The organism is Streptomyces sp. NBC_01384, from assembly GCF_045040035.1.
Taxonomy (GTDB): Bacteria; Actinomycetota; Actinomycetes; order Streptomycetales; family Streptomycetaceae; genus Streptomyces.
This window is the reverse complement of record NZ_CP109559.1, coordinates 3,136,531-3,158,180: the sequence shown is the minus strand read 5'-3', so window position 1 is coordinate 3,158,180 and position 21,650 is coordinate 3,136,531. Positions and strand designations below refer to the sequence as shown.

General features: G+C 70.6%; 19 protein-coding genes, 2 tRNA genes and 1 pseudogene. 18 read left to right on the top strand and 4 right to left on the bottom strand.

Annotated elements, in window-relative coordinates; translation table 11 throughout:
- Nucleotides 1–25: 25 nt before the first annotated feature.
- The 5 genes from nadD to OG747_RS14310 all read left to right on the top strand — a co-directional run bounded on the left by nadD (nt 26) and on the right by OG747_RS14310 (nt 3,853).
- Nucleotides 26–592, top strand: coding sequence for a nicotinate-nucleotide adenylyltransferase (gene nadD, locus OG747_RS14330; RefSeq protein ID WP_248297702.1), 567 nt, complete (start codon nt 26–28; stop codon nt 590–592).
- 16 nt (nt 593–608) lie between these two features.
- Nucleotides 609–2,342, top strand: a complete 1,734-nt coding sequence (locus OG747_RS14325; protein ID WP_405879710.1) for an LCP family protein — start codon at nt 609–611, stop codon at nt 2,340–2,342.
- Between the two features lie 157 nt (nt 2,343–2,499).
- Nucleotides 2,500–2,943, top strand: a complete 444-nt coding sequence (rsfS, locus tag OG747_RS14320; RefSeq protein ID WP_362018242.1) for a ribosome silencing factor — start codon at nt 2,500–2,502, stop codon at nt 2,941–2,943.
- A 68-nt stretch (nt 2,944–3,011) separates the two neighbouring features.
- Complete coding sequence (locus tag OG747_RS14315; RefSeq protein ID WP_405885538.1) at nt 3,012–3,674, top strand: histidine phosphatase family protein; 663 nt, start codon at nt 3,012–3,014, stop codon at nt 3,672–3,674.
- A gap of 106 nt (nt 3,675–3,780) precedes the next feature.
- A tRNA-Ala gene (locus tag OG747_RS14310) sits at nt 3,781–3,853 on the top strand.
- Between the two features lie 100 nt (nt 3,854–3,953).
- Here the strand turns inward: OG747_RS14310 and OG747_RS14305 are convergent.
- Nucleotides 3,954–4,181, bottom strand: coding sequence for a hypothetical protein (locus OG747_RS14305; protein ID WP_405879709.1), 228 nt, complete (start codon nt 4,179–4,181; stop codon nt 3,954–3,956).
- A 96-nt stretch (nt 4,182–4,277) separates the two neighbouring features.
- On the opposite strand from OG747_RS14305, the pseudogene OG747_RS14300 reads away from it, so the two are divergent.
- The 3 genes and pseudogenes from OG747_RS14300 to OG747_RS14290 all read left to right on the top strand — a co-directional run.
- Nucleotides 4,278–4,688, top strand: a pseudogene (locus OG747_RS14300) (MFS transporter); the annotation flags it as partial.
- Nucleotides 4,689–4,757: 69 nt separating this feature from the next.
- Complete coding sequence (locus tag OG747_RS14295) at nt 4,758–4,931, top strand: hypothetical protein (protein ID WP_405879708.1); 174 nt, start codon at nt 4,758–4,760, stop codon at nt 4,929–4,931.
- A 3-nt stretch (nt 4,932–4,934) separates the two neighbouring features.
- Nucleotides 4,935–5,168, top strand: coding sequence for a hypothetical protein (locus OG747_RS14290; protein ID WP_010986886.1), 234 nt, complete (start codon nt 4,935–4,937; stop codon nt 5,166–5,168).
- On the opposite strand, the gene OG747_RS14285 is transcribed toward OG747_RS14290, so the two are convergent.
- Entirely contained in the window at nt 5,137–6,321 is a 1,185-nt protein-coding gene (locus tag OG747_RS14285) for a glycosyltransferase 87 family protein (RefSeq protein ID WP_405879707.1), read from the bottom strand. The two genes, OG747_RS14290 and OG747_RS14285, sit on opposite strands and share 32 nt — an antisense overlap.
- A 147-nt stretch (nt 6,322–6,468) precedes the next feature.
- Between OG747_RS14285 and OG747_RS14280 the strand changes: the two genes are divergently transcribed.
- A tRNA-Ala gene (locus tag OG747_RS14280) sits at nt 6,469–6,541 on the top strand.
- Nucleotides 6,542–6,591: 50 nt separating this feature from the next.
- On the opposite strand, the gene OG747_RS14275 is transcribed toward OG747_RS14280, so the two are convergent.
- Complete coding sequence (locus OG747_RS14275; protein ID WP_405879706.1) at nt 6,592–8,211, bottom strand: NADH-ubiquinone oxidoreductase-F iron-sulfur binding region domain-containing protein; 1,620 nt, start codon at nt 8,209–8,211, stop codon at nt 6,592–6,594.
- The gene (locus tag OG747_RS14270) at nt 8,208–9,524 is read right to left on the bottom strand and encodes a cytochrome b/b6 domain-containing protein (RefSeq protein WP_405879705.1); all 1,317 of its coding nucleotides are present in this window, start codon (nt 9,522–9,524) and stop codon (nt 8,208–8,210) included. Before OG747_RS14270 ends, OG747_RS14275 begins: the two co-directional genes overlap by 4 nt.
- 416 nt (nt 9,525–9,940) lie before the next feature.
- Here OG747_RS14270 and leuS point away from each other — a divergent pair, with 416 nt between their 5' ends.
- The 9 genes from leuS (at nt 9,941) to holA (ending at nt 21,360) form a co-directional block, all read left to right on the top strand.
- Nucleotides 9,941–12,838, top strand: coding sequence for a leucine--tRNA ligase (gene leuS / locus OG747_RS14265; protein WP_405879704.1), 2,898 nt, complete (start codon nt 9,941–9,943; stop codon nt 12,836–12,838).
- Nucleotides 12,839–12,993: 155 nt separating this feature from the next.
- Nucleotides 12,994–13,725, top strand: coding sequence for a hypothetical protein (locus OG747_RS14260; protein ID WP_405885537.1), 732 nt, complete (start codon nt 12,994–12,996; stop codon nt 13,723–13,725).
- Nucleotides 13,726–13,794: 69 nt separating this feature from the next.
- On the top strand, nt 13,795–14,640 hold the full coding sequence (locus OG747_RS14255) for a DegV family protein (RefSeq protein ID WP_405879703.1): 846 nt from the start codon (nt 13,795–13,797) through the stop codon (nt 14,638–14,640).
- Nucleotides 14,641–14,775: 135 nt separating this feature from the next.
- On the top strand, nt 14,776–15,921 hold the full coding sequence (locus tag OG747_RS14250) for a helix-hairpin-helix domain-containing protein (protein WP_405879702.1): 1,146 nt from the start codon (nt 14,776–14,778) through the stop codon (nt 15,919–15,921).
- Nucleotides 15,922–16,037: 116 nt separating this feature from the next.
- Nucleotides 16,038–18,551, top strand: coding sequence for a ComEC/Rec2 family competence protein (locus tag OG747_RS14245; protein WP_405879701.1), 2,514 nt, complete (start codon nt 16,038–16,040; stop codon nt 18,549–18,551).
- 4 nt (nt 18,552–18,555) lie between these two features.
- The gene (locus OG747_RS14240) at nt 18,556–19,383 is read left to right on the top strand and encodes an arylamine N-acetyltransferase (protein WP_405879700.1); all 828 of its coding nucleotides are present in this window, start codon (nt 18,556–18,558) and stop codon (nt 19,381–19,383) included.
- A gap of 182 nt (nt 19,384–19,565) precedes the next feature.
- Nucleotides 19,566–19,817: a YceI family protein gene (locus OG747_RS14235; protein WP_405879699.1), complete on the top strand. Its 252-nt coding sequence runs from the start codon at nt 19,566–19,568 to the stop codon at nt 19,815–19,817.
- 124 nt (nt 19,818–19,941) lie between these two features.
- Complete coding sequence (locus tag OG747_RS14230) at nt 19,942–20,187, top strand: hypothetical protein (protein WP_405879698.1); 246 nt, start codon at nt 19,942–19,944, stop codon at nt 20,185–20,187.
- A gap of 186 nt (nt 20,188–20,373) precedes the next feature.
- Nucleotides 20,374–21,360: a DNA polymerase III subunit delta gene (holA, locus tag OG747_RS14225; RefSeq protein WP_405879697.1), complete on the top strand. Its 987-nt coding sequence runs from the start codon at nt 20,374–20,376 to the stop codon at nt 21,358–21,360.
- Nucleotides 21,361–21,650: the final 290 nt, after the last annotated feature.

Below are 21,650 nucleotides of genomic sequence, written 5' to 3'. Positions count from 1 at the left end.
TCCGGGGAAGCGCCGCCTCGGCGTCATGGGCGGAACGTTCGACCCGATCCACCACGGGCACCTCGTGGCAGCCAGTGAGGTCGCCGCGCAGTTCCACCTCGACGAGGTGGTGTTCGTACCGACCGGTCAGCCGTGGCAGAAGTCCGACCGCAAGGTCTCCCCGGCCGAGGACCGCTATCTGATGACGGTCATCGCCACCGCCGAGAACCCGCAGTTCTCGGTGAGCCGCATCGACATCGACCGCGGCGGCCCGACCTACACCACGGACACCCTGCGCGACCTGCGTGCCCTCAACCCCGACACCGATCTCTTCTTCATCACCGGTGCCGACGCGCTCGGCCAGATCCTCACCTGGCGGTACGCGGAAGAGCTTTTCTCCCTCGCGCACTTCATCGGCGTCACCCGGCCCGGCCACACCCTGACCGACCCGGGGCTGCCCGAGGGCGGCGTCTCGCTCGTCGAGGTTCCCGCGCTGGCCATCTCGTCCACAGACTGCCGTGCGAGAGTCGCGAAGGGCGATCCCGTCTGGTATCTGGTGCCGGACGGCGTAGTGCGCTACATCGACAAGCGTGAGCTGTACCGCGGCGAGTGAGCCGAGAGGGGCACCGGTGAACGACCGATACGACGGATACGCAGGCGGCGACCAGTACGAGCTCGTCGGCTACGACGAGTTCGGGCAGCCTGTGTACCGGCAGGCGCCGCCCCAGCAACCGCAACGGGGCTACGATCCCTACGCGGGGGCCCAGCAGAACCAGGGCTACGGTTACGACCCGTACGCGACCGGCGCGACCACCTATGACACCGGTCAGCAGCCGCCCGTGTCGCCGTACGACACCGGGCAGCAGCAATCCGTGCCGTCCTACGACACCGGTCAGCAGACGGCCGTCCCCGCGTACGACCCGTACGGCGCCGGCGCATCCGCAGCCGCCGGGACGGCGACGGCGTACGACCCCTACGGGCAGACGGCGCACACCGGGCAGCAGCCGCGGGTCGCCGAGCAGACCGCCCGCATCCCGCAGCAGGCGCGTCCCGCGGACGAGAACGAGCCCCGGGCCGACCGGGACTACCGCACCGAGCAGTTCGCCTTCGCCGAGGAGCAGGAAGCCGAGTCCGAAGACGTCATCGACTGGCTGAACTTCACCGAGAACCGCACCGAGCGCCGCGAGGAGGCCAAGCGCCGCGCCCGGAGCAGGACCGTCGCCCTGGTCGTGGTGCTCGCCCTGGTCGTGGTCGGCGGCGTCGGGTACCTCTGGTACGCGGGCAAGCTGCCCGGCACCTCCTCGGACGGCAAGTCGGCCGCGACGACGGCCACGGGCGCCCAGAACCGCGATGTGATCGTCGTCCACCTGCACAACACGAAGGGCGGCGGCACCTCCACGGCGCTGCTCGTCGACAACACCACCACCAAACAGGGCACCACCGTCCTGCTGCCCAACTCCCTTGCCCTGACGGACGAGGACGGCTCGACGACCACGCTCGCCAAGTCCGTCGGCTCCGACGGCTCCTCCGGGACCCGGGACTCGATCGACACGGTGCTCGGCACCAACATCCAGGGCACCTGGCGCCTCGACACGCCCTACCTCAACAACCTTGTCGAACTCGTCGGCAACATCGACCTCAACACCAACGCCGATGTACCGGACCCCGATTCCAAGAAGAAGGGCGAGGCGCCCCTCGTGAAGAAGGGCGAGAACCAGAGCCTCAGCGGCAAGATGGCCGTCGCCTACGCCACCTACCGGGCCTCGGGTGAGTCCCAGAACGCCCAACTGGAGCGGTTCGGACAGGTCATGCAGGGCGTGCTGCGCAAGCTGTCCTCCGACAAGCAGGCCGCGACCATCACGGTGCAGACCCTGGCGCAGATCCTCGACCCGTCTCTGACCGACCAGGACCTCGGAGCCTTCCTCGCCAAGCTCTCCGACCTCGCCAAGGGCGGCGACTACAAGACGGCGCTGCTGCCCGTGCAGCAGGACGGCACCCTGAGCGAGAGCGCCACCAACAGTGTGATCAAGGACGTGCTGGGCGGCACCGCGAAGAGCCCCGACGCGGGGTCCGCCGTCCGCGTCGGCATCAAGAACGCCACCGGCAAGAAGGACGCCACCGAGAAGGTCCGCGTGGTCCTCGTCAACGGCGGCTACACCTTCCTGGACTCCGGCACGGCCGCCACCGCCCAGAGCGTGTCCCAGATCACCTACACCGACGCGGCAAGGAAGAGCGACGCCGTCGAGGTCGCGAAGACGCTGGGCCTGCCCGTCAGCACCGTGAAGAAGGTCACGGGCACGTCCAGCGCGGACGTCTCCGTGATTCTCGGCCAGGACTACAAACTGACCACCTCCACGGGGTGATCGCGGGGGGTGGTCCTGGGGTCGATCCCGGGGCGGTCGCAAGGTGATCGGCACCACGTCCCGGGGCCCCGGGACGTGGTCGCGGAAACGCGTGGGGTGCCGTCGGCGGTCCGTGAGACCCTTGAGTCATTACTGACCGCCGACGGAAAGCCGCGTAGTGACCGCCACGGACCGCTCCATCGAGCTCATCAACACCGCCGCGCAGGCGGCCGCCGACAAGCTCGCGCACGACATCATCGCCTACGACGTCAGCGACGTTCTCTCGATCACCGACGCCTTCCTGCTGGCGTCCGCCCCCAACGACCGCCAGGTCAAGTCGATCGTCGACGAGATCGAGGAGCGGCTGAACAAGGAGCTCGGCGTCAAGCCGGTGCGCCGCGAGGGCGACCGCGAGGCCCGCTGGGTGCTGCTCGACTACGTCGACATCGTGGTGCACGTGCAGCACAGCGAGGAGCGCGTCTTCTACGCCCTGGAGCGGCTCTGGAAGGACTGCCCGGAGCTGGACCTGCCCGCCGACGCCAAGGCCACCCGTGGCAAGGCCGCCGAGCACGCCAAGCTGCAGGCCGAGGAGGACTCCGCCGAACTCGGGGAGCTGCGGTGACCGCTGCGGGGGCCGAGACGGCGGCCGGGACGGCGGCCGACACGGGCAGGGCCCCGGCCCCGGTCGCGGTGGGTGCCGAGGCCGGGAAGGAGCCGGGCCGCGGCCGCCGCGTCATCCTGTGGCGGCACGGCCAGACCTCCTGGAACGTGGATCGCCGCTTCCAGGGCACCACGGACGTCGAGCTCACCGAGACGGGCATCGGCCAGGCCCGCCGCGCCGCCCGTCTGCTCGCCTCGCTGAAGCCCGATGCGATCGTCGCCTCGGACCTCCGGCGCGCCGCGAACACGGCCGCCGAGCTGTCCGCACTCACCGGCCTCGACGTCATCCACGACGAGGGCCTGCGCGAGACCTACGCGGGCGTCTGGCAGGGGCTGACGCACGAGGAGATCATCGCCCGGTACGGCGACGAGTACGCCGCCTGGAAGCGCGGTGAGCTGGTGCGCCGAGGCGGCGGCGAACTGGAGACCGAGGTCGCCGACCGCGCCGCCCCCGTGGTGCTGAGCCACGCCGACAAGCTGCCCGAGGACGGCACCCTCGTGGTGGTCAGCCATGGCGGCACCATCCGCACCACCATCGGGCGCCTGCTCGGTCTGGAGTCCTGGCACTGGGAGAGCCTCGGCGGCCTCTCCAACTGCTGCTGGTCCGTCCTCGGAGAGGGCGCCCGCGGCTGGCGACTGCTCGAGCACAACGCCGGCACACTGCCGGAGCCGGTGCTCGGCGACGACGACTGAGCGGCCCCTGTCCGGTCCCGGGGGCCCGGCGGGACCGGATTTCACTTTCTGGCAGGTCGCAGGCTAAAGTTCTTCTTGTTCGCCCCGCAGGGCGGGAAGAACGCAAGGGGCTATAGCTCAGTTGGTAGAGCGCCTGCATGGCATGCAGGAGGTCAGGAGTTCAATTCTCCTTAGCTCCACAGATCAACTCTCTTGAGTTGTCAAAGACGAGCAAAGATCAGTGGTAAAGATCCCGTTCCCTTCAGGGGGCGGGATTTTTCATGTCCCCCAGGGCATCGGCTATATCGGTCCCATGGCTCCCATGGCCACCGCATGTGATGGTGGCCACAAGCTCTCCCGTCGCTCCCGCAGGAGGACGTCGCCGACGTGTCTGCCGTACGAGGAACGCAGTGTCGCCACCATCAACGGCAGTTCGCTGTCACGGAACACCACCGGGCAGTCGGGCTCGGGGACGGTGAACAGTGTCCACAGCGCGTTGGGGACGCCGATGCCGAGCGTCTGCGGCACGAAGAGCAGGTCGCGGTAAGGGGGTTGGCGGCCAGGATGTCGTACCGCGCGTTGCAGACCGCCGTACGAGTCCCGGCTCGCCCGGCGCGGTCGCGCGCCGCCCTCCAACGGGTCCTGATCCCGGCAGCGTTCGTGATCGCCGCCGTGTCCGTGGCCGGCGTCGAAGCCGTGCTGAAGGGCGGGAGCGACGGCGGTCCGTGGCTGTACGTGGCGTTCGCGGGCGTGGGGACCGGCCTCACGCCGGGCTTCAGCCCCACGCTCACCCGGGCCCTGGCCACGGTGCGGCCCGAGGACGCGGCGGACGCCGGCGGACTGCTCGCGACGGTCGCCCAGCTCGGTCGGCTGATCGGTGTCGCGGCCTTCGGCACACTCTTCTTGAACCGGCTTGAGTCACTTGGGGCCCCGGGGGCGTATACATCTGCGGACGCGCTCCTCGTGTGCACGTATGCGCTGGCCGCGACGGCCACGTCGGGTGCCGTGTCCGGACTGGTACGAAGGCGTCGCTGACCGTATTGCTCCGGCCGTGGCAGAATCAAACGGCCGGAAGGGGGCGCGGCCCGACGGGAGGGAGAAGCGATGCCTGCGAGCATCCTCGAGGAGGTCGACGATCTCCTCGATGTGGCACAGACACGTAGAAGAGCCACTCTCCTCGACTGCCCTTTCTGCGGATCGGTCCACGTCGCCCAGGTTCTCGGCGACAACGGCGGGATCTCCTACGTGTGCACGGCCTGCGGCCACAGCTGGAGCTGATCGATGGGTGCACACAGGCGGAAGTGCGATTGGTGCGGCAGTGGTACGCCGATCGTCCGCGACATGGAACCGGTCAACCACGACTACCAGTACTGGTGCGAGGAGTGCGCACGGGCGCTGATCATAAAAGGCGACCCGATCGAGACGTACCGGGAACTGGAGGGCGAGCCGATCTACGGCCGGCTCCTCGACGAGCACTGCACGCTCAAGCGGTTCTATTCGTTCGCCACAGCCTGACCCCGATGAGGGTCAGGAAGGCGAAACCGGTTCCCGCGTAGAGGGCGGACAGCGTCAATTCGGCGCCGGTCTGGTGCAGTTCGAGCCTGCCCGGTCCGTGCGGCACCCACCACAGCGCGTACGTGCAGAAGGCCAGGGCCGTGCAGACGGCGGCCGCCCGGCCGCGCGTCCCGAGGATCAGCACCATCGGCACGCACCACACCCAGTGGTGCGACCACGACACCGGGCTGACCAGCAGCGCCGTCACCGCACAGGCGGCCACCGCCCAGGCGCGCCGTCCGCGCAGCTCCGCCGCCACGGCGACCGTGAGGCCCAGGGCTCCCACCACGGCCGCCACGGCGATCCACCACAGGCCGGGACGGGTGGTGTGCAGCAGCCGGGCCAGCACCCCGCGCAGCGACTGGTTCGCGGTGTCCTCCACGAGCCCGACCCGGCCCGTCTCAAAGACCATCCGGCTCCAGAAGTGCCACGAGTCGTACGGCAGGGCGGCCGTGGCCGGCAGTGTCGCCCCGGCGAACGTGACGGCCGCCCCGCGCGCGTGCCGCAGCCAGGGGCCTTTGTCACCCCGCCGTGCGCGTGCCACGACACCGGTGACCAGTAGGAATGCCGCGAAGAGCGCCGGTGTCAGCTTGATCGCCGCCGCGAGTCCGATGCCCACCCCGGCCCAGCGCTGCCCGGGCCGCCGCGTCAGGTCCCACAGCACCAGTACGCCGAGCAGCAGATTGACCTGGCCGTAGCGCAGCGTCGTCCACACCGGCTCGCACCACACGGCCGCCGCCGACGCCCACCAAACACTCTCCACGCGCGCGTGGTCGACGAGCCGCAGTGAGAGGGCGACGAACACCACAAGAAGGGCCAGGTTTCCGGCCGTCGCCAGTGTCCGCATGCTCCCGGTGTCCAGCAATGTGAGTGGCGTGAACAGCAGCGCCGCGAACGGCGGGTAGGTGGTGGGCAGATGGGCCTCGGTCGTGCGCAGCGCGTAGAGGTCGCCGCCCGCGCGTACGGTCTCGCCCTCCGCCCGGTACACCATCAGGTCGATCATCGACACGTGCGCGGCCCGTTGCGCGCACCAGAAGGCCGCGAAGGACAACAGACACGCCCCCAGGGCGACGGGCGCACGGCGGCGGACACGGGGGAGCGCGATCACGGTCACGAAGGCCGACACTATCCCTCATGTCCGCATTGTCCGCACGGCATGGAATCGATTTGGTGGTCCACGGGGAGGACCGTGTAATGTTGGCGTCGCCGCCGGGGAAACCGGGCGACACGGTCAATATGCGGCTTAGCCGCGTGGCCGCGAGGGGCTATAGCTCAGTTGGTAGAGCGCCTGCATGGCATGCAGGAGGTCAGGAGTTCAATTCTCCTTAGCTCCACAAACATTGAAGGCGGGTCACCCGATCAGGGTGACCCGCCTTCGTCGTGTTCAGCGGCCGCTGCCGAGCGCCCGACGGCCGCGGCGCTGCGAGAGCACCGGCAGGTTGTTGCGTGCCGGTGCGGAGGACCGGGTGTCCTCCTCGATGCGCAGGGCGAGCGCCGGGCAGCGGCGTACGGCCCGCAGCGCCTTCGCCTCCGCGTACCGGGGCACCTGGGCCTGCGCGACGGTGGGAAAGCCGTCGGCGCCCAGTTCGAAGACCTCGGGAAGGATGTCCGCGCACAGGCCGTGTCCGCGGCACAGGGTCCAGTCGACGTAGATCTTCTGGCGGCTGGGGCCCGCCTCCTCGACCGCCTGGCCGCCCGGGATGCCGGTGGGGAGCTGACCGCCCTCGAAGAGCGGCAGAACGCCCTCCACGGGCCTTCCGCAGCCATTGCCGAGGACATGGGCGGCCAGGTCGTCCGTGAACGCCTTGATGGTCGACTCGATGAACATCGCAGAGCCGTCCGGGTGCGAGCAGGCGCCGCGTCGTTTCACGGCCTTGGCGACCTGCTTCACGGCCTCCAGGGCGGCCGGTCCGCCGCCGTTGAGGATGTCCTCCAGGCCGCGCGCCGCGGCGGGCAGGCCGAGGTAGCAGGGACCGCACTGTCCCGCGCTCTCCTCGGCCAGCCACTGGGCCACCCGGAGCGACTCGCCCAGCGGGCACGTCTCCTGGGTGATCGGGAGGATCGCGCCGGCGCCGAGCGCGCCGCCCACCGCGTCCAGGGAGTTGCGCGAGACGATCGCCTCGTTGACCGTCGCCGCGTCCAGCCACTTGCCGTGGTAGCCGCCGGTCAGCACGCCCTGCGGCATCGGCGGGGCACCGGCCAGCTGGAGCACGTAGCGCAGCGGCACGCCGGTGGGGACCTCGATCACCATGGGGCGGGCGACCGCGCCGGAGATGGTGAGCATGACGGTGCCGGGCTCGTCGTACAGACCGGTGTTGCGGTAGCGGTCGGGGCCGATACGGGCGGCGATGGCCAGCTGCGCGTACGTCTCGGCGTTCGACAGCAGGGTGGGCGCGCCGCCGACGCCGCTCTGCGACGCGCTGATCTTGCGGCCCGGCGGGATGGCCGGGCCGCCGTCGATGGAGCGGATGAGCGAGGCGGCCGCTCCGGTCACCATGCGCACCGGATTGCGCTGCACACGCGCGCGGAGAGGCGATCCGCGCCGGTCGCTCAGGCCGCGCTCGGCCAGCGCGGCCTCCATGGATCGCTGGGTCGACTCACGGGTCACCCCGATGACCAGGGTGCGGGAGCCCATGGCTTCCGCGGCCAGCAGGGCGCCGTCCAGGATGAGGTGCGGGGCACGGTTGATGAGCACCGTGTCCTTGCGGCAGGCGGGTTCGTCCTCACTTCCGTTGACGACGACGACGGGTCGGATGCCTTTGCTGATGGCCGACTCGGCGACCGAGCGCAGTTTCTTGGCGAAGGGGAAGCCCGCGCCGCCGCGGCCCTTCAGGCCGATCGCCTCGGCGAGGCCCGCGAGCTGTTCACCGCCCATCGGCTCGAGCGGCCCGTGCACCTTGAGGTGCATGGGCAGATCGAGCCGTTCAACCAGGTCGAAACCCGACGTGAGCTGTGGAAGCCCGACGACGCGGACCTCCGGGACGTCGGGCAGGGCCTCGTTCACTTAAAGCCTCCGGAAGGGGCGTTCCATGGTTCACCGGAGCCAGGAGCGTCGAAGGCGCCCGGCAGTACGTCAGGCGTGGGACCGCTGTCGTACGTGTCGTTGGTGTTGTACGTACCGAAGGCGGGGTTCGTCTCACCGGTGTTGTACACGTCACTCGTGCCGTACCCGCCGGTGGCCGAATTGTCATAGACGGGGATGTTGTATCCCGTGTCGGCGAGCGGGTCGTACGCGGAGCGGGGCGCCTCACCGACGGGCGGCGGGGACGGGATGGGCCAGTTGCCCGAGGGGCTGCTGCCGTCTGCGCGGGGAAACATCTCCGTGGGCTGCATGTCCGTGGGCATCTGGATGCGCTCGGTCGGGGCGGCGGCCGTGGGGTTCCCGCCAGGTGTGCCCGACATGGCCCGGTAGGCCGCCGCGAAGCCGGGCGCCGAGCCCGCGGTGGCGGCGGGGTCGACCGGAGTCTGGTAGAGCGACTGCTCGGGGGACGGCGTGCGCTGCGGGGGGACGAACGGGTCTCCCGAGGACTGCTGGGCGGGACGCGGGGCGAAGCCCGGCAGGGAGTTCTCCGCCAGGGTGGCACGGGATGCCGTGAGGTCCTCGCGGGCCATGCGGCCACTGACGCCGCCGCCGTTACCGAGGATCGCCATGATCCGGTCGGCGACCTTGCGCTTGACGGGGTGGGGAGCCGCACGCAGGGCGAGGGCCGCGCCGACCCCGACCAGGCACAGCTCGTACGACACCATGAAGAACGTCTTCGCCGGCCGTCCCGCGAAGAGACCGTGGATCAGCGCCGCGCACAGGGCTGGGTAGGCCAGCATGTGCATCGCGCGCCAGCGCGCCGCGACCGGTGCCGGGGCCGCGAACTGGTTGCGCAGTGCGCCGGTGATGCCCACGAAGATCATGAGCAGCCCGGCCAGGGAGCCGAGGCCGATGAGTCCGGCGCTGCCCTGGACGCCCAGGCTGAAGGGGATCAGCGCGGCGATCAGGACGGTGTGGTCCAGCGCCAGTTTGATGGTGATGTGCACCAGGAGGAACGCGATCGAGGCGACGGCCGTCACCCGGTGGACGCCCTGTGCCACGATCCGCTGACGCGTGTCGAGGATGAGCCGGTCCTGGGCGATGAGGCCCCAGATGACCGAACACGTGAGGGAGACGAGCGACAGGACGCCCGCACCGAAGTTGAGGAAGTCCTGGACTTGGTTGCCTCCGGCCAGCACGACCACGGGTATGAGCAGCAGGGCGGCAGCCGTCGCCACCCCGTAGGCCGAGCGGCCTGGTCGGGGAAGCGTGCTGCCACTGCGACGAGGGTTCATAGGGGGTTACTCCCAACGGTTCGGGGAAGCGGTCCCGAAGCCGAACTCTAAGTCGAGCCATACCGATGGGTACGAGGTTTGAGTTATTGCGTTGTTACCAAAGGGCAACTAGGTCTTTGTGTTGTCCCCTGGCGTCCGTTACGCGAAGTAAAATTTGAACATTGGTCAGTTTTTTTGGCGTGATTGTGACGCGTGGCACGGCGTGTCACGCGCCGCCGGAAGCTCGTCGCGGCGCGCGCGGGGGCTGCGGTACCCTGACGCCATGCGTGCCGTACGCCTTCTGCTTAGCGAGCCGCGCTGATCAGTCCCGACCACTGACGATTCGTGGTCGGAATCGGCGCGGCGTCCCCTCCTGTGCGAGGGGATTTTTCATTTCTAAGCCGCTGGCAGAGACGATCGATGGAGCTTTGAGGATCATGAGCGAGACGAACCCCGCTGCCGCCTCCGAGGTGGCAGCGCCGCACCGCTACACGGCCGCGATGGCCGCTGAGATCGAGGCACGCTGGCAGGACTTCTGGGACGCCGAGGGCACGTACGAGGCGCCGAACCCCAGCGGTGACCTGGCGGGCGACCCGGTGCAGGTCGCCAAGCCCAAGAAGTTCATCATGGACATGTTCCCGTACCCCTCCGGTGCGGGACTGCATGTCGGCCACCCCCTGGGCTACATCGCCACCGATGTATTCGCCCGGTTCCAGCGCATGACGGGCCACAACGTCCTGCACACCCTGGGCTTCGACGCCTTCGGCCTGCCCGCCGAGCAGTACGCCGTGCAGACGGGCACCCACCCGCGCGTGTCCACCGAAGCGAACATCGAGAACATGAAGGTCCAGCTGCGCGCGCTGGGCCTGGGCCACGACAAGCGCCGGTCCTTCGCCACGATCGACCCGGACTACTACAAGTGGACCCAGTGGATCTTCCTGCAGATCTTCAACTCCTGGTACGACGACGAGGCGGACAAGGCCCGCCCGATCTCCGCGCTGATCGCCCAGTTCGAGAGCGGCGACCGCGCCGTAATGGGGGATGACGGCTCCGCGCGCGCGTGGAACGAGCTGACCGCCGTCGAGCGCGCCGACGTCCTGAGCGAGTACCGCCTGGCGTACGCCTCCGACGCGCCCGTCAACTGGTGCCCCGGGCTGGGCACCGTACTGGCCAACGAGGAGGTCACCGCCGACGGCCGCTCCGAGCGCGGCAACTTCCCCGTCTTCAAGGCCAAGCTGCGCCAGTGGAACATGCGCATCACCGCCTACGCCGACCGCCTGCTGGACGATCTGGAGGCGCTGGACTGGCCCGAGGCCATCAAGCTGCAGCAGCGCAACTGGATCGGCCGCTCCGAGGGTGCCCGCGTCGACTTCCCGATCGACGGCGAAGCCGTCACGATCTTCACCACCCGCCAGGACACCCTGTTCGGCGCCACCTACATGGTGCTGGCACCCGAGCACCCGCTGGTCGACAAGTTCACCCCGGCCGCCTGGCCCGAGGGCACCCACGAGGTGTGGACCGGCGGTTACGCGAACCCGGCCGAGGCCGTCGCCGCCTACCGTGCGCAGGCCGCCTCGAAGTCCGACGTCGAGCGCCAGGCCGAGGCCAAGGACAAGACCGGCGTCTTCACCGGCGCGTACGCGACCAACCCGGTCAGCGGCGAGCAGATCCCCGTCTTCATCGCCGACTACGTGCTGATGGGCTACGGCACCGGCGCGATCATGGCCGTGCCCGCGCACGACACCCGTGACTTCGCGTTCGCGCGCGCCTTCGAACTGCCGATGCGCTGCGTCGTCGAGCCCTCGGACGATCGCGGCACGGACGCGTCTACCTGGGACGACGCCTTCGCCTCGTACGACGCGAAGATCGTCAACTCCTCCGGCGACGAGGTCTCCCTGGACGGTCTGGGCGTCGTCGAGGCCAAGGCGCGTATCACCGAGTGGCTGGCCCGCAAGGGCATCGGCGAGGGCACCGTCAACTTCCGTCTGCGTGACTGGCTGTTCAGCCGCCAGCGCTACTGGGGCGAGCCCTTCCCGATCGTCTACGACGAGGACGGCGTCGCGCACGCGCTGCCCGAGTCGATGCTGCCCCTGGAGCTGCCGGAGGTCGAGGACTACTCACCGCGCACCTTCGACCCGGACGACGCGAACACCTCCCCGGAGACGCCGCTGTCCCGCAACGAGGACTGGGTCGACGTCACCCTGGACCTGGGTGACGGCCGCGGCCCGCAGAAGTACCGCCGCGAGACCAACACCATGCCCAACTGGGCCGGTTCCTGCTGGTACGAGCTGCGCTACCTGGACCCGCACAACGACCAGAAGCTGGTCGACCCGGCCATCGAGCAGTACTGGATGGGCCCGCGCGAGGGCCAGCCGCACGGTGGTGTCGACCTGTACGTCGGCGGCGCCGAGCACGCCGTGCTGCACCTGCTGTACGCGCGCTTCTGGTCGAAGGTGCTGTACGACCTGGGCCACGTCTCCTCGGCCGAGCCGTTCCACAGGCTGTTCAACCAGGGCATGATCCAGGCCTTCGTGTACCGCGACAGCCGTGGCATCGCGGTGCCCGCCGCCGAGGTGGAGGAGCGCGACGGCGCGTACTACTACGAGGGCGAGAAGGTCTCCCGGCTGCTGGGCAAGATGGGCAAGTCCCTGAAGAACGCGGTCACCCCGGACGAGATCTGCGCCGAGTACGGCGCGGACACGCTGCGCCTGTACGAGATGGCGATGGGTCCCCTGGACGTGTCGCGGCCGTGGGACACGCGCGCGGTGGTGGGCCAGTACCGGCTGCTGCAGCGGCTGTGGCGCAACGTCGTCGACGAGAGCACGGGTGAGGTCACGGTCGTCGACACCGAGGACGCCGACATCGACGCGGACACCCTGCGGGTCCTGCACAAGGCGATCGACGGCGTGCGCCAGGACCTGGAGGGCCTGCGCTTCAACACCGCCATCGCCAAGGTCACCGAGCTGAACAACCACCTGACCAAGGCCGGCGGCCCCGTGTCGCGCACGGTCGCCGAGGCCCTGGTGCTGCTGGTCGCGCCGCTGGCCCCGCACATCGCAGAGGAGCTGTGGCGCAAGCTGGGCCACACCGACTCGGTCGTCCACCAGGACTTCCCGGTGGCCGATCCGGCGTACGCCGTGGACGAGGCCGTGACCTGCGTCGTGCAGATCAAGGGCAAGGTCAAGGCGCGCCTGGAGGTCTCCCCGTCGATCTCCGACGCCGAGCTGGAGAAGATCGCGCTGGCCGACGAGAAGGTCGTCGCCGCGCTGGACGGCGCGGGCATCCGCAAGGTGATCGTGCGGGCACCGAAGCTGGTGAACATCGTTACGACGTAACCGCTTCCCCCGGTCTCGGCACGGGTTGGGGCGTTGGCTCGGGGTAGTCCCCTACGGGCAGGTTCGGGGTTCTTCTGGAACTCCGGACCTGCCCGTAGCGTTTACCGTTGAAGAGCGCCGCGGCGGCTGCCGCGACCGTCCGGAGGAGGAGCGTGGTGGAAGCCGTGATCACAGTAATCGCTCTGCTCTTCCTGCTGTTCGTGGTGCTGGGCGCATACGCCACGGTGAAGGCCATCGGCGCCGCCAAGCGCGGTGTGGACCGCACGATCTCGCAGGCCCGCCGCACGGTCGAGGACACCACCCTGCGCGCCAAGACCCTCGCCCAGCCGGGCCCGGCGGGCGAGATCGCCCAGCTGAGGCTGACGCTGCGCACGTCGATGCGGGCCACGCAGGACGCGCTGCACGCGGGCGTGACCGAGGACGAGTCGCTGAAGGAGTCCCTGGGCCTCTTCGAGCGGCTGAGTGTGCACGGCCGCGAGCTGGACGACGAACTCAAGCGCCTGGAAACCGAACCGGACAAGAGGACGCTGGCCGCGCGGCTGCCCGAACTGCGCGAGCGCACCGAGCGGATCACCCGGTCCGCGGACTCGCTGCGCTGGGCCGCGCGCGACCGGGCCCGCCGGTTCGCCGTCGACGACCTGGACTCGCTGAGCGCACAGATCGACGTGGAGGCGGGCGCGTTGCGGCACTGGACGACCGAGCCGAAGCCCTCGGCGTCCTGGCCCGAGGCGTCGGCACCGGACGCGGCCGCTTCCAACGGTCAGACGTGGCCGGAGCCCCCGGGATTCCGGGCGCCCGACGAGCCGCCGCGCTCCGCCATCACCTCGCCCGGGCGGCGGCCCACCTACCCCTGGCAGAAGAAGCCCCGCCCCGAGAGCACGACTTGACCCGACCTAGACCGCAGGTGAAAGGGGCCGGGCTGCCGTCCACGCCCCCCGGCAGGTAACCTCCAGCTCATGTCCTGCCATGTCGCGATCGTCACCGATTCAACGGCCTACCTGCCGCCCCGGACGATGGAGCGCCACGGCATCACAGCGGTGCCCCTGACCGTGGTTATCGGCGATCAGGCGCTCGAAGAGGGCACCGAGATCTCGGCCCGCTCCCTGGCACAGGCGCTCCAGAAGCGGCGTCCCGTCACCACGTCCCGGCCCAGCCCCGAGGTCTTCGCCGCGACCTACCGCAAGGTCGCCGAGTCGGGCGCTACCGGCATCGTCTCGCTCCACCTGTCCGCCGAGTTCTCCGGCACGTACGACGCCGCCGTCCTCGCGGCCCGTGACGCCCCCGTGCCCGTGCGCGTGGTGGACACCGGCATGGTCGCGATGGCCCTCGGGTTCTGCGCGCTGGCCGCGGCAGAGTCCGCGGAGGCGGGGGGCACCATCGACGAGGCGGTCACGGCCGCCGAGAAGCGGGCCGACGGCACCTCCGCGTACTTCTACGTCGACACCCTCGACTATCTGCGCCGCGGTGGCCGGATCGGGGCCGCACAGGCGCTGCTGGGCTCCGCGCTCGCGGTGAAGCCGTTGCTGCAGCTCGACGACGGGCGCATCGAACTCCTCGAGAAGGTACGGACGGCGTCCAAGGCCATCGCCCGGCTCGAGGAGATCGTGGCCGAACGCGCGGGCAGCGCCCGGGTCGACATCGCTGTCCACCATCTCGCCGCCCCCGAGCGGGCGTCGGCCCTCGCGGACCGGTTGCGGGTACGGGTGCCGGGCCTCGCCGATCTGTATGTGAGCGAGATCGGGGCGGTGATCGGAGCGCACACGGGCCCCGGGCTGCTGGGGGCCGTCGTCTCGCCGCGGTGAGGCTGAGAAGACCTGAAGGGGCCGGTGCGTCGGCTGAGGCTCGTGTGGGTGACGACATTATCCACAACTGGGTAGTTTTCCCCGGAAATTGAGCAAGATCATCCCGAGGGTGGCACATTGCCGGATCCTCGACGCATGGCACTTCGATCACGCTCACGCACCGCCACACCGACCAGCGGCCCGGGCCGCGGCCCCGTCTCCGACGGCCGCACCCGCCATCGCCGACACCACCCGCCAAGCCGCGCCGACACCCGTGCCCGAGCTGGACGCCACGATGCCTCGGCCGAGGCACTCCGCCTGCGCGTGGAAGCGCTCTTCTCCGAAAGGGCCGGGTCGCGAGGCGAGTTGGGGGACGGGCCGCCGGGAGTGGACCGGGACGTCGGCGGTCCACGGGGGAGCACCTCGGCGGGCGTCGGGCAGGCCGAGGTGCGGGGGAATGGCGGGACGTCCCTCGCCGGGACCTCGGACCGTGACGCCCCGTCCCCGGGTGCGGACGGCCGAGCCGGGACCGGCGTTCCCGTGCGGGGAGCGGCGGGGACGTGGCGGGAGCGGGCCGGGCTCGCCGTGCGGGAGCGGATGCCGCTGTGGCTGCAGTCGAGGTGCGGCCTGGAGCGCAGGAGTGTGACCGCACTCGGCGTGCTGCTCGTGGTCGCCGCGGTCTTCGCCGCACAGCACTTCTGGGCCGGCCGGACCCAGTCGGTGCGGGCCCCCGAGGTGGTGCGGGCGGTGGCGCCGTACGGCGGACGGGACGCGGCGCAGGAGCGGCCGTCCGCGGAGCCGGGCGCTTCGGCCGGGGCGTCGCCGAGCCAGGTCGGCTCGTCCGGAACCGCGATCGTGGTGGACGTCAGCGGCAAGGTGCGCAGCCCTGGGCTCCAAAGACTGCCGGGCGGCTCCCGGGTCGAGGATGCCCTGCGAGCCGCGGGCGGCGCGCGACCGGGCGCGAACACGGAGGGACTCAACCGCGCCCGCCTCCTCGTGGACGGCGAACAGATCGTGGTCGGCGCTCCCGCCCCCGCGGTGGGAGCGGTCACGGGTGGTGGCGCAGGCGCCACCGGCACCGGCCGATCCGTTTCCGGGACGACCCCTTCGGCCCCGGTCTCCCTCAACACGGCCACCGTGGACCAGCTCGACACCCTGCCGGGCGTCGGTCCCGTTCTCGCTCAGCACATCATCGACTACCGCACCCAGCATGGGGGTTTCCGCTCGGTCGACGAGCTTCGCCAGGTCAATGGAATCGGCGACCGCCGGTTCGCCGATCTGAAGAATCTCGCACGGCTATGAGCGGACAGACCATGTCCTCAGCGTCCTCAGCGTCCTCAGCGTCCTCAGCGTCCTCAGCGTCCTCAGCGTCCTCCGTGCCGACGGATGCCACGCGGAATGCTCGAAGCCGCCGCGCCGTGCACGCCGCCTCGGGCAAGCGGCTGGGCAGCGCGCATCCCCGGGAGGAAGGGCCGACGGATCTGCGGCTCGTGCCGCCCGCGCTCGCGGCCTGGGTGACAGCGGCGGTCACACTGGGCGCCCCGCCCGGATGGGTCACGGGTGTGGTGGTGGGCTGTCTGGTCGCGGTCGGTTCCTTGTCGGCGGCGGGACGGAGAAGGGCGCGCACCGCGTCGGAGCACGGCGGACGGCGGCCGTATGCGTGGCCGCGGGCCTCCGGCGCCGCCGTGCTGCTCTGTGTCGCGGCGGCCGCCGCCTCCGCGGGCCTGCACGGGGTGGATCCGCGCCGCGGACCGATCCCCTCCCTGGCACGGCAGTACGCCCACGTGACCGCCGAGGTGGAGGTCACCTCCGACCCACAGCTCACCCGGCCCCGGATCAAGGGAGACCACGCGACTCCGACGGCCGTGCTGCTCGACGCGGAGGTCCGGCGGGTGACGAGGGCGGACGGAAGCGGGGCGGTCGTGGCGACGCGAACGCCGGTGCTGATGATCGTCGACGCGAGGTCGCCCCGGGGCTCGCCCCGGTCTCCCGACGAGCGCTCGCCCTGGCTGTCGCTGCTGCCGTCCACACGGGTGCGGGTGGCCGCGAGGCTGGCGCCCACCCTGTCGGGCGGGGACCGGATCGCGGCCGTACTGCGGGTGCGGGGGAGCGGGCCGCCGGAGGTGGTGGGAGAGCCGTCCGCGCCACAGCGGTTCGCCGGTCGGTTGCGCGAGGGCCTGCGGCAGGCGACCGACGGGCTGACAGCGGACGCGCGGGCGCTGCTGCCGGGGCTGGTCGTGGGGGACACCTCACGGATCACGCCGGAGCTGGACGAGGCGTTCAAGGCGACGGATCTCACACATCTGCTCGCCGTCAGCGGAGGAAACTTCACGATCCTGCTCGCCCTGTTCATCGGACCGCCGGGTCTCGCCCAGCGTGCCGAACGGCGCGGTCTCGCCCCGCGGCTCGGCATCCCGCTGCGGGCGACCGCCCTGCTCGGTGGCGCGGTCACACTCGGCTTCGTGATCGTGTGCCGACCGGACCCGAGCGTGCTGCGGGCCGCGGCCTGTGGATCGATCGCGCTGCTCGCCATCGCGACCGGACGCCGCAGATCGCTGATCCCGGCGCTGGCCACGGCCGTACTGCTGCTGGTGCTGTACGACCCCTGGCTGTCCCGCAGTTACGGCTTCCTGCTCTCCGTGCTGGCGACCGGCGCCCTGCTCACGCTCGCGCCGCGATGGAGCGCGGCGCTCCAGAGGCGCCGGGTGCCGCCGCGCCTCGCCGAGGCGCTCGCCGCCGCGGGAGCCGCACAGGCGCTGTGCGCGCCGGTCGTCGCCGTTCTGTCGGCTCGGGTGAGTCTGGTGGCAGTGCCGTGCAACCTGCTCGCGGAGTTCGCCGTCGCGCCGGCCACAGTGCTGGGTTTCGCGACGCTGGCGACGGCCTCGGTGGCGCTGCCCGTCGCCAAGGCGCTGGCGTGGTGCGCGAGTTGGCCGGCCCGGTGGATCGCGGACATCGCGCGCACGGGTGCGGCGCTGCCCGGCGGGGGAGTGGACTGGCCGGGAAGCTGGACGGGGGCGCTGCTGCTCGCCCTCGTCACGGCGGTCGTCGTGTTCGTCGGCCGACGGCTCCTGCAGCACCCGTGGTTGATGGGTGCCTGTGTCGTGGTGTTCCTGCTGGTCGTGGTGCAGCCGGCGTCACTCACGAAGGTGATCACTGGATGGCCGCCGCCCGGCTGGCGGTTCGCGATGTGTGACGTCGGGCAGGGCGACGCGACGGTGCTCGCGGCGGGCGACGGCACCGCGGTGGTGGTGGACGCGGGGCCCGATCCGAGGCTGGTCGACCGCTGTCTGAGCACACTCGGCGTCACCCGGATTCCGCTCGTCGTGCTGACGCACTTCCACGCCGACCACGTGGCGGGGCTGCCCGGGGTGCTGCGCGGACGTTCGGTGGGGGCGATCGAGACGACGGGGTTCGAGGAACCGCGGGACCAGGCCGAATCCGTACGGAGGGAGGCGGCCGCACGGCACATTCCGGTGACGCGGGCCGTGGCGGGAGAGAGGCGGCGCACGGGGGGCCTCGACTGGCAGGTGCTGTGGCCGCCACCGACCCCGGCCCCCACACCGGACGGGCCGAACGACGCCAGCGTCGCCCTGCTCGTACGGTCGGCGGGACTGCGGCTGCTGCTGCTCGGCGACCTCGAACCGCCGGCCCAGCAGGCACTGCTGAGATCGCCCATGGCCCGGGACCTGGCGGCCGTGGATGTGCTCAAGGTCGCCCACCACGGCTCGGCCTACCAGGATCCGGAACTCATACGTAGGGTCGCCCCGCGGCTCGCCCTGATCTCGTGCGGCAGGGACAACCCATACGGGCATCCCGCGCCCAGCACGGTCGCGGCGCTGCGCGCCGGGGGTGCCGTGGTGCTGCGCACGGACAAAGACGGGGCGCTGGCCGTCGTCGGTGCGGGCGGAGGGCTGAGCGTGGCGAGAGACTGAGGTCATGAATTCCGCACAGGCCGATGCCTACCTCCGCCGGATCGGGGCTCAGCACCCCGCGTGGCCCACCTCGGGTGTGCTGCGCGAGTTGCACCTGCGCCATCTGGAGACGGTGCCGTTCGAGAACCTGTCGATCCATCTGGGTGAGGAGATCGTGCTGGAGGAGAAGCGACTGCTGGACAAGGTGGTGGGCGCGCGCAGGGGCGGTTTCTGCTACGAACTGAACGGGGCGTTCGGGGCGTTGCTGGGGGCGCTCGGCTTCGATGTGACGCTGCTCGCGGCGCGGGTGTACGGGGAGGAGGGGCGGCTGGGGATCCCGTTCGACCATCTCGGGCTGCGGGTACGGACGGTGGATGGGGGCGACTGGCTGGCGGACGTCGGGTTCGGGACGCACAGTCACTATCCGCTGGCCTTCGGGGACCGGGCCGAACAGGCCGACCCGGGCGGCTCGTTCAGGGTCGTCGAGGCGGGGCCGGACGCGGCGGGGGTGCGGGGCGTCGGTGGTCGAAGGGAGGCCGAGGATCTGGACGTCATCCGGGACGGCAGGCCGCAGTACCGCCTGGAGGTGCGGCCGCGGGTGCTCGGGGACTTCGTGACCGGGGCCTGGTGGCACAGCACCTCGCCGACGTCGCATTTCGTGCGGTCGCTGGTCTGTTCGCGGGTCACGGAGGACGGAGGGCGGATCACACTCAGCGGTCGGAGCCTGACGGTGACGGCGGCGGACGGGGCGAAGGAGGTGTCGCAACTGGCCACGGACGAGGAGGTGTTGGCCCTTTACCGGGAGCGTTTCGGGATCGAGTTGGACCGGGTGCCGGAGGTGCGGAAGGCCTGACCGAAGAGATGCCGTCACAAAGGTCAAATGGGGTTACTCGCACGTCAAGGGGGTTAATCGTGCATAATCCCAGCACATGTGCTGGATTCCTTTGATGTGGTCGCGAGTTGCCCGGAAAGCCGCACTGGTGGTCGAATGCGTCCTCGGCGACAGGTGTTTCACGTCGCGCGGGGGTGTCCTGGATGATCGGCCGCTGGGGGGTGACGGGGGCACTGTCGCTGCGCGGGGTGACGCGTACGGTCACACTCGACACGAAGTACCTGGGGCTCGGCCATGGGATGGAGGGCGAGGCGCGGGCGGCCTGCCGGGCCACGACCGAACTGCACCGGGACGACTTCACGGTGAGCTGGCAGTCGATGCTCGCGCGGGGCATCGCGGTGGTCGGGCCGAGCATCAGGATCGAGTCGGACGTGCAGATCGTGCAGAAGGGCTGACTTGGTCTTCGGTCTGGGTCCCAGTCTGGTCTTCGGTCGGGATCTCAGTCTGGTCTGCGGTTCTCGCGTGGCGTCAGGACCGACCCCGGCGTCGGCCCTGACGGGCATAGCGGAAAATGTCCTCGTGAGTGATGTGAGACATGTGCTGGTACTGCCCGACCGCGATGCCGCGGAAGAGGCGGCGGAGGCGATCGGTGACCGGTTCGGGCTCGACGAGGAGCCGCAGCTCGTACGGGACGCGCTGGCCGGTGAGGACGATGCCGAGGACGCGCAGTGGCTGCTGGTCCTGACGGACCCCGAGGAGCGGCTCGACCCGAGGGAGCTGGACGAGTTCGCGGGGGAGTGGGACGGCTGGCGCGAGGAGCCGTAGCCGTAGCGCTCCGCTGGGGGGAGCCGGAAATGAGGGCGGTTCGTCGGATGGGGCGTCCTTGGCCGGTCGCGCTCACACGGCGGAGCCGCACGATGTCATGACCCCGCGTCTCTGACGGGGCGTGGTGGTCGCAGGGGCCGGCCCGCGCGGCACGCGTTGTCAGTGGCGCGTGGGATGCTTTCAGTGATGGCCAAGAAGACCGCTCATGACGACCCTCTCGCCCCCGTCACGCTTGCCGTGGGCCAGGAGGATCTCCTGCTCGACCGTGCCGTGCAGGAGGTGGTGGCCGCCGCCAGGGCCGCCGACGCCGACACGGATGTACGGGATCTCACCCCGGACCAGTTGCAGCCCGGCACGCTCGCCGAGCTGACGAGTCCGTCGCTCTTCTCCGAGCGCAAGGTCGTGGTCGTACGCAATGCGCAGGATCTGTCGGCCGACACCATCAAGGACGTGAAGGCGTACCTGGAGGCGCCGGCCGAGGAGATCACCCTCGTGCTGCTGCACGCGGGTGCGGCCAAGGGCAAGGGGCTGCTCGATACCGCGCGCAAGGTGGGGGCGCGGGAGGTGGCGTGCCCGAAGATGACGAAGCCGGCGGATCGGCTGGCGTTCGTGCGCGGTGAGTTCCGGGCGCTGGGGAGGTCGGCCACACCCGAGGCCTGTCAGGCGCTCGTCGATTCGATCGGGAGTGATCTGCGGGAGCTGGCGTCGGCGGTGTCTCAGCTGACCGCGGATGTCGAGGGGACGATCGACGAGGCCGTCGTCGGGCGGTACTACACCGGGCGGGCCGAGGCGTCGAGCTTCACCGTGGCCGACCGGGCCGTGGAGGGGCGGGCCGCGGAGGCGTTGGAGGCGTTGCGGTGGTCTCTGTCGACCGGGGTCGCGCCCGTCATGATCACCAGTGCGTTGGCGCAGGGGGTGCGGGCGATCGGGAAGCTGTCCTCCGCGCGTGGGGGGCGGCCTGCCGACCTGGCTCGTGAGCTGGGGATGCCGCCGTGGAAGATCGATCGGGTGCGGCAGCAGATGCGGGGGTGGACGCCGGACGGGGTTGCCGTTGCCCTGCGGGCGGTCGCCGAAGCCGATGCCGGGGTCAAGGGCGGTGGGGATGATCCCGAATACGCGCTGGAGAAGGCGGTCGTCGCGATTGCGCGGGCTGCGCGGTCGCACCGGGGTTAGCCCCTCCCGGGTGCGCTGAGCCGGGGTTCTTCGCCCCCCCCCGCCAACCCCTGCCCGTCCCCTCCGTTCCCTGGGAGGCGCGCAGTTCTCCGCGCCAGCTGGGCGCGCACTTCTCCGCGCCCCTGAAGACTCCCGAAAGACGTCCAGCCCGTCCGGAGTTTGAGGTGCGGCGTTTGAGGACGAGGCTGTTCAGGACGATGTGAGCAGATGCGGGGTCCCACACCGAAGGCCCCGTTCGACCTCCTGGGGAAGGAGGGGGAACGGGGCCTTCGGTTCAAGATGGTGGAGCC

What these genes read in the sequence shown, in the direction of transcription:
- OG747_RS14290 (WP_010986886.1), top strand. Translation starts at nt 4,935, where the DNA reads ATGGGTGCACACAGGCGGAAGTGCGATTGGTGCGGCAGTGGTACGCCG.
- leuS (WP_405879704.1), top strand. Translation starts at nt 9,941, where the DNA reads ATGAGCGAGACGAACCCCGCTGCCGCCTCCGAGGTGGCAGCGCCGCAC.
- OG747_RS14295 (WP_405879708.1), top strand. Translation starts at nt 4,758, where the DNA reads ATGCCTGCGAGCATCCTCGAGGAGGTCGACGATCTCCTCGATGTGGCA.
- nadD (WP_248297702.1), top strand. Translation starts at nt 26, where the DNA reads ATGGGCGGAACGTTCGACCCGATCCACCACGGGCACCTCGTGGCAGCC.
- OG747_RS14270 (WP_405879705.1), bottom strand. Translation starts at nt 9,524, where the DNA reads ATGAACCCTCGTCGCAGTGGCAGCACGCTTCCCCGACCAGGCCGCTCG.
- OG747_RS14255 (WP_405879703.1), top strand. Translation starts at nt 13,795, where the DNA reads ATGTCCTGCCATGTCGCGATCGTCACCGATTCAACGGCCTACCTGCCG.
- OG747_RS14250 (WP_405879702.1), top strand. Translation starts at nt 14,776, where the DNA reads ATGGCACTTCGATCACGCTCACGCACCGCCACACCGACCAGCGGCCCG.
- holA (WP_405879697.1), top strand. Translation starts at nt 20,374, where the DNA reads ATGGCCAAGAAGACCGCTCATGACGACCCTCTCGCCCCCGTCACGCTT.
- OG747_RS14240 (WP_405879700.1), top strand. Translation starts at nt 18,556, where the DNA reads ATGAATTCCGCACAGGCCGATGCCTACCTCCGCCGGATCGGGGCTCAG.
- OG747_RS14235 (WP_405879699.1), top strand. Translation starts at nt 19,566, where the DNA reads ATGATCGGCCGCTGGGGGGTGACGGGGGCACTGTCGCTGCGCGGGGTG.